Annotated in this window: 12 protein-coding genes; 11 read left to right on the plus strand and 1 reads right to left on the minus strand. The window is 70.9% G+C overall.

The window, feature by feature from the left end; genetic code table 11:
* Positions 1-156: 156 nt before the first annotated feature.
* The 10 genes from ABT009_RS11545 to ABT009_RS11590 all read left to right on the plus strand — a co-directional run bounded on the left by ABT009_RS11545 (position 157) and on the right by ABT009_RS11590 (position 8,721).
* On the plus strand, positions 157-1,092 hold the full coding sequence (locus ABT009_RS11545; protein WP_351292084.1) for a Rossmann-like and DUF2520 domain-containing protein: 936 nt from the start codon (positions 157-159) through the stop codon (positions 1,090-1,092).
* A complete protein-coding gene (panC, locus tag ABT009_RS11550) occupies positions 1,089-2,087 on the plus strand; it encodes a pantoate--beta-alanine ligase (protein ID WP_351292086.1) in 999 nt (332 codons plus the stop codon). Before ABT009_RS11545 ends, panC begins: the two co-directional genes overlap by 4 nt.
* Positions 2,088-2,125: 38 nt before the next feature.
* Positions 2,126-3,988: an L-aspartate oxidase gene (locus ABT009_RS11555; protein WP_351292208.1), complete on the plus strand. Its 1,863-nt coding sequence runs from the start codon at positions 2,126-2,128 to the stop codon at positions 3,986-3,988.
* A 5-nt stretch (positions 3,989-3,993) separates the two neighbouring features.
* On the plus strand, positions 3,994-4,989 hold the full coding sequence (nadC, locus tag ABT009_RS11560; RefSeq protein ID WP_351292088.1) for a carboxylating nicotinate-nucleotide diphosphorylase: 996 nt from the start codon (positions 3,994-3,996) through the stop codon (positions 4,987-4,989).
* Positions 4,990-4,995: 6 nt separating this feature from the next.
* Positions 4,996-5,793, plus strand: a complete 798-nt coding sequence (locus tag ABT009_RS11565) for a type III pantothenate kinase (RefSeq protein ID WP_351292089.1) — start codon at positions 4,996-4,998, stop codon at positions 5,791-5,793.
* A 339-nt stretch (positions 5,794-6,132) separates the two neighbouring features.
* Positions 6,133-6,864, plus strand: a complete 732-nt coding sequence (locus ABT009_RS11570; RefSeq protein WP_351292091.1) for a hypothetical protein — start codon at positions 6,133-6,135, stop codon at positions 6,862-6,864.
* A gap of 13 nt (positions 6,865-6,877) precedes the next feature.
* Positions 6,878-7,057, plus strand: coding sequence for a hypothetical protein (locus ABT009_RS11575; protein WP_351292093.1), 180 nt, complete (start codon positions 6,878-6,880; stop codon positions 7,055-7,057).
* A gap of 138 nt (positions 7,058-7,195) precedes the next feature.
* Positions 7,196-7,612 carry a BlaI/MecI/CopY family transcriptional regulator gene (locus ABT009_RS11580; protein ID WP_181656380.1) on the plus strand — a complete coding sequence of 139 codons (417 nt, stop codon included), beginning with the start codon at positions 7,196-7,198 and terminating at the stop codon, positions 7,610-7,612.
* Between the two features lie 9 nt (positions 7,613-7,621).
* Positions 7,622-8,155, plus strand: a complete 534-nt coding sequence (locus ABT009_RS11585; protein WP_351292095.1) for an amino-acid N-acetyltransferase — start codon at positions 7,622-7,624, stop codon at positions 8,153-8,155.
* Positions 8,156-8,382: 227 nt separating this feature from the next.
* Positions 8,383-8,721 (plus strand): histone-like nucleoid-structuring protein Lsr2, encoded by a 339-nt coding sequence (locus ABT009_RS11590; protein WP_181655948.1) that lies wholly within the window; start codon positions 8,383-8,385, stop codon positions 8,719-8,721.
* Here ABT009_RS11590 and ABT009_RS11595 read toward each other — a convergent pair.
* Complete coding sequence (locus tag ABT009_RS11595; RefSeq protein WP_351292098.1) at positions 8,700-9,269, minus strand: SCO3374 family protein; 570 nt, start codon at positions 9,267-9,269, stop codon at positions 8,700-8,702. The two genes, ABT009_RS11590 and ABT009_RS11595, sit on opposite strands and share 22 nt — an antisense overlap.
* Positions 9,270-9,701: 432 nt before the next feature.
* On the opposite strand from ABT009_RS11595, the gene ABT009_RS11600 reads away from it, so the two are divergent.
* The gene (locus ABT009_RS11600) at positions 9,702-12,230 is read left to right on the plus strand and encodes an ATP-dependent Clp protease ATP-binding subunit (protein WP_351292100.1); all 2,529 of its coding nucleotides are present in this window, start codon (positions 9,702-9,704) and stop codon (positions 12,228-12,230) included.
* The last annotated feature ends 557 nt before the right edge of the window (positions 12,231-12,787 follow it).

Genomic DNA, 12,787 nt, shown 5'->3' on the forward strand with positions numbered 1-12,787 from the left:
ATGTCGTACGGCCAGGGGGATGCCCACAGCCTGTGGACAAACCGGCCCGCGTGGACCGGTGCCGTGACACAGGAAGAACCGCCCGAACCGATCGCGTTAGCATGACGAGAAATCGTCCGGTACCCCGAGCGGACTGGAACGGAAGGCCGTCGTCGAGTGAACACACCTCAACCGCCCGATCCGAAGGACCGCCCCGCGCGGCTCTCCGTCGGGGTCGTGGGAGCAGGCCGGGTCGGACCCGCGCTGGCCGCGTCCCTCCAGCTCGCCGGGCACCGCCCGGTCGCCGTCTCCGGGGTTTCCGACGCATCGAGGCGCCGGGCCGCCGCGATGCTGCCCGACGTCCCGCTGGTGACGCCCGCCGAGGTACTGGAGCGGGCCGAGCTGGTGCTGCTGACCGTGCCCGACGACGCGCTGCCGAGCCTCGTCGAAGGCCTCGCCGAGACGGGGGCGGTGCGTCCAGGGCAGCTGATCGTGCACACCTCCGGGCGGTACGGCACCAAGGTGCTGGACCCCGCGCTGCGCGCCGGTGCGCTGCCGCTCGCGCTGCACCCCGCGATGACGTTCACCGGCACCCCCGTCGACGTACAGCGGCTGGCCGGATGCTCGTTCGGCGTGACCGCGCCCGAGGAGCTGCGGCTTGCCGCCGAGGCGCTGGTCATCGAGATGGGCGGCGAGCCGGAGTGGATCGAGGAGGAGGCCCGCCCGCTGTACCACGCGGCGCTCGCCCTCGGCGCGAACCACCTGGTCACGCTGGTCGCCGAGGCCATGGAGCTGCTGCGCGCCGCGGGCGTCGGGGCCCCGGACCGCATGCTCGGCCCGCTGCTCGGCGCCGCCCTGGACAACGCGCTGCGGTCCGGCGACGCGGCGCTCACCGGCCCCGTCGCACGCGGGGACGCCGGCACGGTCGCCGCCCATGTCGCGGAGCTGCGCAAGCACGCGCCGGGTACGGTCGCCGGGTATCTCGCCATGGCGCGGGCCACCGCCGACCGCGCGCTCGCCCACGGACTGCTCAAGCCGGAACTTGCCGAGGATCTGCTCGGGGTACTGGCCAATGGGGCGGACATCGACGGCGCCGACGGAGAGGTGCGATGACCACGCTGCTGCACACCGCCGAGGAGCTGCGCGCACGCGCGCGTGCCGGCCGCCGCACCGTCGTGATGACCATGGGCGCCCTGCACGAGGGGCACGCGACCCTGATCCGCGAGGCCCGGAAGCTGGCCGGTCGCGAGGGCGAGGTCGTCGTCACCGTCTTCGTGAACCCGCTGCAGTTCGGCGCGGGAGAGGATCTCGACCGCTATCCGCGCACCCTGGACGCGGACGTGAAGGTCGCCGAACAGGCGGGCGCGGACGTGGTGTTCGCACCGTCCGTGGACGAGGTCTACCCGGGCGGCGAACCTCAGGTGCGTATCACCGCGGGCCCCATGGGCGAGCGTCTGGAGGGCGCGTCGCGCCCCGGCCACTTCGACGGCATGCTGACCGTCGTCGCCAAGCTGCTCCACCTCACCGCGCCCGACATGGCGCTCTACGGGCAGAAGGACGCCCAGCAGCTCGCCATGATCCGCCGCATGGTGCGCGACCTCAACTTCGGCATGGAGATCGTGGGCGTGCCGACCGTGCGCGAGGAGGACGGGCTCGCCCTGTCCAGCCGCAACCGCTACCTGTCGCCCGCCGAGCGGCGCACCGCGCTCGCCCTGTCCCAGGCCCTGTTCGCGGGCCAGGACCGGCATGCCGCGCAGGAGGCGCTCCGCGCGCGTGCCGCCCTCGCACCGTCCACGCACGCGCGTGCCGAGGCGCTCAGCGCGCTCGGCGAGTCTCGCGCCGCCGCGGACGCCCACGCCGTCGCCACAGCCGTGCCCGGCGGCCCCGCCGCCGTCCGCGCCGCCGCTCAGCTGGTCCTCGACGAGGCGTCCCGCCTCGAGCCGCCGCTCGAACTCGACTATCTGGCCCTGGTCGACCCCTCCGACTTCACGGAGGTCTCCGACGGCTTCACGGGCGACGCGGTCCTCGCGATCGCCGCGAAGGTCGGCACGACCCGGCTGATCGACAACATCCCCCTCACCTTCGGAGCTCTCGGAGCCGCCTCGTGACCGGCACAGGAACGTCATCCACCGGGACAGGACCCGCGATAGCGCCCCCGGGCGGCACGAGCACGGGGCCGGCGACGACGCCGGGCCGCGCCACCGGGATACGGCTGCACGCGCCCGCCCCCGGCTGGTCCCTGGCCGCGGACGTCGTGGTCGTCGGCTCAGGCGTCGCCGGACTCACCGCGGCGCTCCGCTGCGAGGCGGCGGGCCTGAAGACCGTCGTGGTCACCAAGGCCCGGCTGGACGACGGCTCCACGCGCTGGGCGCAGGGAGGCATCGCCGCCGCCCTCGGTGAGGGCGACACCCCCGAGCAGCACCTGCAGGACACGCTCGTCGCGGGCGCGGGCCTGTGCGACGAGGAGGCCGTGCGCATCCTCGTCACCGAGGGCCCCGACGCGGTGCGCCGCCTCATCGACACGGGCGCCCACTTCGACACGTCCCCGGAGACCGGCGACATCGAGCTGACCCGCGAGGGCGGCCACCACCGCCGCCGTATCGCACACGCGGGCGGCGACGCGACCGGCGCCGAGATCTCCCGGGCACTCGTCGAGGCGGTACGCGCGCGTGGCGTGCGTACCGTCGAGAACGCGCTGGTCCTGGACCTGCTGACGGACGCCGAAGGCCGCGCGGCCGGCGTCACGCTGCACGTCATGGGCGAGGGCCAGCACGACGGCGTCGGTGCGGTCCACGCGTCCGCCGTGGTGCTCGCGACCGGCGGCATGGGCCAGGTCTTCTCCGCGACCACCAACCCCTCCGTGTCGACAGGCGACGGCGTCGCGCTCGCGCTGCGCGCCGGAGCCGAGGTCAGCGACCTCGAGTTCGTCCAGTTCCACCCCACCGTGCTGTTCCTCGGCGCCGACGCGGAGGGCCAGCAGCCGCTGGTCTCCGAGGCGGTACGAGGCGAGGGCGCCCACCTCGTGGACGGGGACGGCGTGCGCTTCATGGCCGGACAGCACGAACTCGCGGAGCTCGCGCCCCGGGACATCGTCGCCAAGGGCATCATGCGACGCATGCAGGAGCTGGGCGCCGAGCACATGTACCTGGACGCCCGCCACTTCGGTGCCGAGATGTGGGAGCAGCGCTTCCCGACGATCCTCGCCGCGTGCCGCGCCCACGGCATCGACCCCGTCACCGAGCCCGTCCCGGTGGCCCCGGCCGCGCACTACGCCTCCGGCGGCGTCCGCACCGACGAGCGCGGACGCACCACGGTGCCCGGCCTGTACGCGTGCGGCGAGGTCGCCTGCACCGGCGTCCACGGCGCCAACCGCCTCGCCTCCAACTCCCTCCTGGAGGGCCTTGTCTACGCGGAGCGCATCGCGGCCGACATCGCAGGGGCGGCCCGGGAAAACAGCCTCCACGCGCGCGTGCCGTCCCCTGTGGAGCACCCCGAGACGCCCGCGCACCCCCTGCTCGCGCCCGAGGCCCGGTTCGCGATCCAGCGGATCATGACCGAGGGCGCAGGCGTCCTGCGCTCCGCGCAGTCCCTGGCGCGCGCCGCCGAGGAGCTGCAGCAGCTGCACTCCGACGCGAAGGACGCCCTCGCCGAGAACGGAAAGACCGCCGAGCCCGGCGTCGACACCTGGGAGACGACCAACCTGCTGTGCGTCGCCCGCGTCCTCGTCGCCGCCGCCCGGCAGCGCGAGGAGACCCGCGGCTGCCACTGGCGCGAGGACCACGCCGACCGGAACGACGAGGTGTGGGGCCGCCACATCGTCGTACGGCTGAACCCCGACCGGTCGCTGGACGTGCATACGACCGAGAGCGCGGCCTTCCCCTCGACCCGGCCCGGCCGGCCGCTGCCGGCCGAGGCCTCCCCGGACCCGGACCCAGCCCGGCCCCCGTCCCCGTCCCCGTCCGGCGACCTCCCCCCGACCCACCCGCAGTCCCGTCCCCAGGAGCAGTGACCGACGTGAGCACCCCCGACCTTCCCGTCTTCCCAAGCGGTGGCTGCGGCGACGGCTGCGGCTGCGGCGGCGAGGACGAGCACGACCCCATGGAGTGCGGGCTCGACCCCGCGCTCGCCCAGCTCCTGGCCGACGCCGGACTCGACCCGGTCGAAGTCGAGGACATCGCGCACATGGCCGTAGCGGAGGACCTCGCGGGCGGCGTGGACGTCACGTCCGTCGCGACCATCCCCGAGGACGCCGTCGCGACCGGCGACTTCACCGCCCGTGAAGCGGGCACGGTCGCGGGTCTGCGCGTAGCGGAGGCCGTCATCTCCGTCGTCTGCACCGACGAGTTCGAGGTGGAGCGGCACGTGGAGGACGGCGACCGGGTCGCCGCCGGCCAGAAGCTGCTCAGCGTCACGACCCGCACCCGCGATCTGCTGACCGCGGAGCGCAGCGCGCTCAACCTGCTGTGCCGCCTCTCCGGCATCGCGACGGCCACGCGCGCGTGGGCGGACGTGCTGGAGGGCACGAAGGCGAAGGTCCGCGACACCCGCAAGACCACGCCGGGCCTCAGGTCGCTGGAGAAGTACGCGGTGCGCTGCGGCGGCGGCGTCAACCACCGCATGTCGCTGTCCGACGCCGCGCTGGTCAAGGACAACCACGTGGTCGCGGCGGGCGGCGTGGCGCAGGCTTTCAAGGCCGTGCGCGAGGGGTTCCCCGGCCTGCCGGTCGAGGTTGAGGTGGACACCCTGCACCAGCTGCGCGAGGCCGTGGACGCGGGCGCCGACCTGATCCTGCTGGACAACTTCACGCCCGGCGAGACCGAGGAGGCCGTGTCCCTCGTGCACGGCCGCGCGTTCCTCGAGTCCTCCGGCCGCCTCACTCTGGCCAACGCCCGCGCGTACGCCGAGACGGGCGTCGACTACCTGGCGGTGGGCGGCCTCACGCACTCCTCGCCGATCCTCGACATCGGCCTGGACCTGCGGGAGGCCCCGGCCGTGGCGGAGGCGGAGTAAACGCACATGCTTCTCACCATCGACGTGGGCAACACCCACACCGTGCTGGGCCTCTTCGACGGCGACGACATCGTCGAGCACTGGCGGATCTCCACCGACGCCCGTCGCACCGCCGACGAGCTCGCCGTCGTGCTCAACGGCCTCATGGGCATGCACCCGCTCCTCGGCGAGGAGCTGGGCGACGGCATCGACGGCATCGCGATCTGCTCGACCGTCCCGTCGGTCCTGCACGAGCTGCGCGAGGTCACCCGCCGCTACTACGGCGACGTCCCCGCCGTCCTGGTCGAGCCGGGCATCAAGACCGGCGTGCCGATCCTCATGGACAACCCCAAGGAGGTCGGCGCGGACCGCATCATCAACGCGGTCGCCGCGGTCGAGCTCTACGGGGGACCGGCGATCGTGGTCGACTTCGGCACGGCGACGACGTTCGACGCGGTCTCCGCGCGCGGGGAGTACACCGGCGGCGTCATCGCGCCCGGCATCGAGATCTCGGTCGAGGCCCTCGGCGTACGGGGCGCGCAGCTCCGCAAGATCGAGATCGCCCGGCCCCGCAGCGTCATCGGCAAGAACACCGTCGAGGCCATGCAGTCGGGCATCGTCTACGGGTTCGCGGGGCAGGTCGACGGTGTCGTGAACCGTATGGCGCGCGAGCTGGCCGACGATCCGGACGACGTCACGGTCATCGCCACCGGGGGGTTGGCGCCGATGGTTCTCGGCGAGGCCTCGAGCATCGACGAGCACGAGCCCTGGCTGACCCTGATCGGCCTCCGCCTCGTGTATGAGCGGAACGTGTCCCGTACCTGACGCCCCCGGGGGCGGGCCCGCGGTTTCACGGCACCCGCCGTCGTGGGTTGTGGGCAGGCGTTCCGCCTTGCGGAGCGCCTGCCCACAACGGCAGCGGCGTCTGCCCACCCCTGCCGCGGCGCAACGGCGGAACCGACCACCGGCTCGAAGCCGCCCACGTCCCCGCCCCACCCACCGGCAGGTGGCGCACCAGCCGACCACCACCCGGGAGCCGCCCGCGCTCGCCGAGCCCCCACCGGCAGGTGGCGCTCCGCCCACCCGCCGGAGGCGTCCGCGCGGAGCCACGCCCAAGAATGAGTGATAGCTGGCTTTTGTCTGATTAGCGCGTATCGTCGGGACATGCCCACGCCTTACGGATCCCGCGGTGGCATGGCGTTCGGTGCCGAGGAGCTGCGTGTGCTCCGACGCGCCCTCGCCCTTGCCCTTCACCCCAGCTCCGTGTCCGCCGAGGACGTCCAGGCCTGCCTGCGCCTCGCCGAGTCCGTCGATGAGGCGGTTCGCGAGGGCGACCGGCTCTGCGCCTTCCTGGTGGCGGACCTCGCCCGTTACCGGGCCGCTCTCCCGGGCAGCGCGATCGGCTATCTCGCGCTGCTGGAGGACGCCATGAACAGCGGCCACCAGCCGGGCCCTGACGACGTCACGGCCCTCCGCGCGCTGGGCGCCAACGGCAACCCCGTCGCCGGGGCCCTCCTGGACCGCTGCCCGGGTTACGTCGGCCAGGCCGCAGCCGCGGCCGTACGGGCCGGCGCCGCCGTACCCGGCGAACCCGCGGCCGACCAGGCGTACCGGCAAACCGGTCAGGCAGACCAGCAGACAGCCGGGCAGGCAGGCTGGCAGGTGGCCGCCGCGGCGCACCCCCGGCGCCCCTCCCTGGCCGCCACCTCCCGCATCCGCCTGCTCGCCCTCCCCGGCGGCCTCGCCGCCAAGGAGCCGGTCAAGCCGAAGCCGAAGCAGCCCCCGGCCGAGCGCCCGGCCCCGCAGCGACCCGTGCCGACCCCGGCCGAGGTGTTCCCTCCCAAGCGCAAGCCCGCGCCACCCCCCGCCCCGCCGCAGAAGCTCGCCGCCGTCTAGCTACCCTGGGGGCATGGAATACGTCTCCGCGCTCTTGCCCCCGGTCGTGATGGCCGTGTTCTTCACCGGTCTGGTGGTGACGATGGTGAAGTCCCAAGGCGGTGCCAACAAGTCCAAGGAGGACGCGGCCGTCGACGCCGCCATCGCGCGCGCCGAGGCTGCCCGCCCGGCCGGTGAGCCCCGCGACGCCTGACGCCTGACGGCTGATCCACCGGGTCGCCGAGACCCGAAGTGGCGTATGACTCGTAGCTTTTCGAGTCATACGCCCTTTTTGTTGCAGAAAAGGCACGTTCGGCGCGTCATTGGCGGCTTCTCCCACTATTGTTCTGGTGTGCCTCGCCCATTGGGAGAACTCGAAGACGCGGTCATGACGCGGGTGTGGAAGTGGAACCGCCCGGTGACCGTTCGAGAAGTCCTGGAAGATCTCCAGCAGGAGCGGTCGATCGCCTACACCACCGTGATGACCGTTTTGGACAATCTCCATCAGAAGGGCTGGGTGCGCCGCGAGGCGGAAGGCCGCGCCTATCGATATGAGGCGGTCTCCACACGTGCCGCCTACGCCGCTGCACTCATGAACGAAGCCTGGTCGCAGAGCGACAACGCCGCCGCCGCACTCGTCGCCTTCTTCGGCATGATGTCGCCGGAACAGCGCGAGGCGCTGCGCGCGGCCATCCGCATCGTGCAAGGCCCCGAGATCCTGGAAGGCCGGGAGAGCCCCGGTTCAGCGGAGGGCGAGGCCGGGCGATAGCGTCCGCTCATGCCAGGAGAGCCACCAGAAGCCACCGCTAAAGCCGTCACCGTTCGCAGAGCGCGCACCTCGGATGTACCGGCCGTACGCCGTCTCCTCGACTCGTACGTCCGTGAGCGGATCCTGCTCGACAAAGCGACCGTGACGCTTTACGAGGACATCCAGGAGTTCTGGGTCGCGGAACGCGACGACAACGCGGAGGTCGTAGGCTGCGGTGCCCTGCATGTGATGTGGGAAGACCTCGCAGAAGTCCGCACACTCGCCGTGAACCCCGTGGTCAGGGGCGCGGGAGTCGGACATCAGTTGCTGGGGAAGCTGCTGCAGACCGCCCGCTGGCTCGGTGTTCGCCGGGTTTTCTGCCTCACCTTCGAAGTCGAGTTCTTCGCCAAGCACGGCTTCGTCGAGATCGGTGAGACGCCGGTCGACACAGATGTCTACAGCGAGCTGCTGCGTTCCTATGACGAGGGCGTCGCGGAGTTCCTCGGTCTCGAACGAGTGAAACCGAACACCTTGGGCAACAGTCGGATGCTTCTGCATCTGTGATCATCAGGCGCTATTCCAAGCCTGACCGCTGTTCCCGGGTGCCCTATGTCCGAAACGCGCACGTTTCCAGGCGCCCTTGGGTCCCGGGTCTCTGTCAGGGGTTTGTGTTTTTCCAGGAAAAGCGGTTTGCTTTCCGACGTACTGCAGCACTGCATATAACAGGGGCCGGCGAATCAGCGGCTGAAGCCGCAGGCCCCGGTCCTGAAGTTTCGATGAAAGGAAATCCGGTGGCACAGAAGGTTCAGGTCCTTCTTGTCGATGACCTCGACGGCGGCGAGGCGGACGAGACCGTGACGTTCGCGCTGGACGGCAAGACGTACGAGATCGACCTCACCACCGCCAATGCCGACAAGCTCCGCGGACTGCTGGAGCCCTACGTCAAGGGCGGTCGTCGTACCGGAGGCCGCGGCGCCGGGGCCCGCGGCAAGGCACGCGCAGCAGCGTCCGGCGGCAGCCAGGACACCGCACAGATCCGCGCCTGGGCGAAGGAGAACGGCTACGAGGTCAACGACCGCGGCCGTGTCCCCGCGACCATCCGCGAGGCCTACGAGAAGGCCAACGCCTGAGCGCTCAGACGCCGCAGCCGGGCCCGGTGGCACTCCGTCGCCGCCGCGTCCACGAGTCGTACGAGATCGAGAGCGGGGGCGCCCCCACCGCCCCCCAGCGAAGCCAGAGTCGGCAGGGCCGGTTCCGCCTCGCATCCTGGCTCGGGGGGCCGCAGCCATACAGCGGCCCCCGGCGAGCCCGACCACCCCGGAGGCGTCGGCGCGTCGATCCGACCGCCCGCCCCGATCGCGGTGAGATCCCGGGCGAGAGCGCCCCACTCCAGCCAGTCGAGCAGCCCAGGCAGCTCCTCGGCGCTTCCCGCGGCCACCAGCAGCCGCATCACCGGCCCCTGCAAAGCCACCGGGCACCGCGGCGAGAGCCGCCCCACCACCGCGTGCCCCGCGTCGGCAGGCAGTTCCAGTACGTCGAAGCGCAGCCCCGTCAGCAGCTGCACCGGCGTCCCGTCGGCCGTCTCCCAGCCCAGCTCGTGCTCGTACCACCGCCGTACCGGATCGGCCGGGCGGCTCGGGTGGACCGGGCGCGACGGAGGGGGGACCGTAGGAACCATGCAAGGGCAACACCTGGCAGAGGCTCCAGGTTACGCAAGGTGGTGTGAGCGATGCGCAGAGTATCCGTCAAGGGGGCGTGTGGACGCATGCGGGCGCGCAAGGTTGTTCGCCCGTAGCGGAGGGAACCGGGGCACGCCGCATGGAGTGTCAGTCGTTACGGGTAAGACATCCCTAGTGGGGAGGGGCGACACGCAGAGTTGGGGCGTCTCACGTTCGCCATCGGCGTACTGGCGGCGGGGGTAACTACCTGGCCTGCGGGAACATCGTCTCGCACCATCGGGTTGGAGCAGTTGTCGGCGTTCCGGGTTGGGAGGCCAAGGACGGGTGTCGGCAGTTGGAATGAGCGGTCCCCGCTTGCGGGACTAAGCTGCGGAAGGACAGGGAGGGGAGCGTCCCCTTCACTGCCTGACCGCTCTGAGGAGCGATTAACGATGTTCGAGAGGTTCACCGACCGCGCGCGGCGGGTTGTCGTCCTGGCTCAGGAAGAAGCCCGGATGCTCAACCACAACTACATCGGCACCGAGCACATCCTCCTGGGTCTCATCCACGAGGGTGAGGGTGTCGCCGCTAAGGCCCTGGAGAGCCTCGGGATTTCGCTCGAGGCGGTCCGCCAGCAGGTGGAGGAGATCATCGGCCAGGGCCAGCAGGCCCCGTCCGGGCACATCCCCTTCACCCCCCGTGCCAAGAAGGTCCTGGAGCTGTCGCTCCGCGAGGCCCTTCAGCTGGGCCACAACTACATCGGCACGGAGCACATCCTGCTCGGCCTGATCCGTGAGGGCGAGGGCGTCGCCGCCCAGGTCCTGGTCAAGCTGGGCGCAGACCTCAACCGGGTGCGGCAGCAGGTCATCCAGCTGCTCTCCGGCTACCAGGGCAAGGAGACCGCCGCCGCCGGTGGTCCTGCCGAGGGCACCCCCTCCACGTCCCTGGTCCTCGACCAGTTCGGCCGGAATCTCACCCAGGCCGCTCGCGAGTCCAAGCTCGACCCGGTCATCGGGCGCGAGAAGGAGATCGAGCGGGTCATGCAGGTGCTGTCCCGCCGTACGAAGAACAACCCCGTGCTCATCGGCGAGCCCGGCGTCGGCAAGACCGCCGTCGTCGAGGGCCTGGCGCAGGCCATCGTCAAGGGCGAGGTGCCCGAGACCCTCAAGGACAAGCACCTCTACACCCTCGACCTGGGCGCCCTGGTCGCCGGCTCCCGGTACCGCGGTGACTTCGAGGAGCGCCTGAAGAAGGTGCTCAAGGAGATCCGCACCCGCGGCGACATCATCCTGTTCATCGACGAGCTGCACACGCTGGTCGGTGCGGGTGCCGCCGAGGGCGCCATCGACGCCGCTTCGATCCTGAAGCCGATGCTGGCCCGCGGTGAGCTGCAGACGATCGGTGCGACGACGCTCGACGAGTACCGCAAGCACCTGGAGAAGGACGCCGCGCTCGAGCGCCGCTTCCAGCCGATCCAGGTCGCGGAGCCGTCGCTGCCGCACACCATCGAGATCCTGAAGGGCCTCCGCGACCGGTACGAGGCGCACCACCGCGTCTCCATCACGGACGAGGCCCTGGTCCAGGCCGCCACGCTGGCCGACCGGTACATCTCGGACCGCTTCCTGCCGGACAAGGCGATCGACCTGATCGACGAGGCCGGTTCCCGGATGCGTATCCGCCGGATGACCGCTCCGCCGGACCTCCGCGAGTTCGACGAGAAGATCGCGGCCGTGCGCCGGGACAAGGAGTCGGCGATCGACTCCCAGGACTTCGAGAAGGCGGCCTCTCTCCGCGACAAGGAGAAGCAGCTGCTCGCGGCGAAGACCAAGCGGGAGAAGGAGTGGAAGGCCGGCGACATGGACGTCGTCGCCGAGGTCGACGGCGAGCTGATCGCCGAGGTCCTCGCCACCGCCACCGGCATCCCGGTCTTCAAGCTGACCGAGGAGGAGTCCTCGCGTCTGCTGCGCATGGAGGACGAGCTCCACAAGCGGGTCATCGGCCAGAAGGACGCCATCAAGGCGCTCTCGCAGGCCATCCGTCGTACGCGTGCGGGTCTGAAGGACCCGAAGCGTCCCGGTGGCTCCTTCATCTTCGCCGGCCCCTCGGGTGTCGGTAAGACGGAGCTGTCGAAGACCCTCGCCGAGTTCCTCTTCGGTGACGAGGACGCGCTGATCTCCCTCGACATGTCGGAGTTCAGCGAGAAGCACACGGTGTCGCGTCTCTTCGGTTCGCCCCCCGGTTACGTGGGCTACGAAGAGGGCGGCCAGCTGACCGAGAAGGTGCGCCGCAAGCCGTTCTCCGTCGTCCTGTTCGACGAGGTGGAGAAGGCCCACCCGGACATCTTCAACAGCCTGCTGCAGATCCTGGAGGACGGTCGCCTGACCGACTCCCAGGGCCGGGTCGTGGACTTCAAGAACACGGTCATCATCATGACGACCAACCTCGGCACCCGGGACATCTCCAAGGGCTTCAACCTCGGCTTCGCCGCCGCAGGTGACACGAAGACCAACTACGAGCGCATGAAGTCCAAGGTCAACGACGAGCTGAAGCAGCACTTCCGCCCGGAGTTCCTGAACCGTGTCGACGACACGGTGGTCTTCCACCAGCTCACCGAGGAAGACATCATCCAGATCGTCGACCTCATGATCGCCAAGGTGGACGAGCGCCTGAAGGACCGCGACATGGGCATCGAGCTCAGCTCGACCGCCAAGTCGCTCCTCGCGAAGAAGGGCTACGACCCCGTTCTGGGCGCCCGGCCGCTGCGCCGGACCATCCAGCGCGAGATCGAGGACCTGCTCTCGGAGAAGATCCTCTTCGGCGAGCTGCGCCCCGGCCACATCGTGGTCGTCGACACGGAGGGCGAGGGCGAGGCCCGCACGTTCACCTTCCGCGGCGAGGAGAAGTCGGCCCTGCCGGACGTGCCGCCGGTCGAGTCGGCGGCGGGCGGCGGCTCGGGGCCGAACCTGAGCAAGGACGCATGACGCGACGCTCGCGCTGAGCTGAGCACTGAAAGGGGCTGGCCCCGGAACTTCGGTTCCGGGGCCAGCCCCTTTTGCTGCTCAGCGGCCCCCGAATGCTGCTGCGAAGCCCCAGCTACCGCTGGAGGTACCTACCCGGCGCAGCTACCGCTGAGAGGCGCCCCTCGCATCACTCTGGTGCGGGGTGCGGTGCCGTCTGTCGCCGGATCGGAAAGCCCTGGGCTTGGTTCGTGTCGACGCCCGTCGTGGCGACCCTGTCCGTGCCCCGGCCGGCCTGTGCGTGCCCCGGGGCACGTCGCTTCCCCCACGGCACGGTGCAGGTGTTGTCAGCGAAGGCCGCGCGGGGCCGCACGGGGCCGGCGCTGAGGCCCGCGTCACGCCCGGAAACCCTGGCGGCCGGGGCGAATTCGAGTAGCCCAGGTCACATTTCCCGAGTAGCCCTCCGAGTAGCCCAGGTCACATTTCCAGGGCATTGATCTTGCCTTTCCGTGACATGACGCACAGGCGTTTTGTCCGGTACTAGGTTGAATAGTGGGCAATAGGGCGTGGTGGGCCCGGAT

Source organism: Streptomyces sp. NPDC002896 (genome assembly GCF_040295225.1).
In the GTDB taxonomy this organism is placed as follows: domain Bacteria; phylum Actinomycetota; class Actinomycetes; order Streptomycetales; family Streptomycetaceae; genus Streptomyces.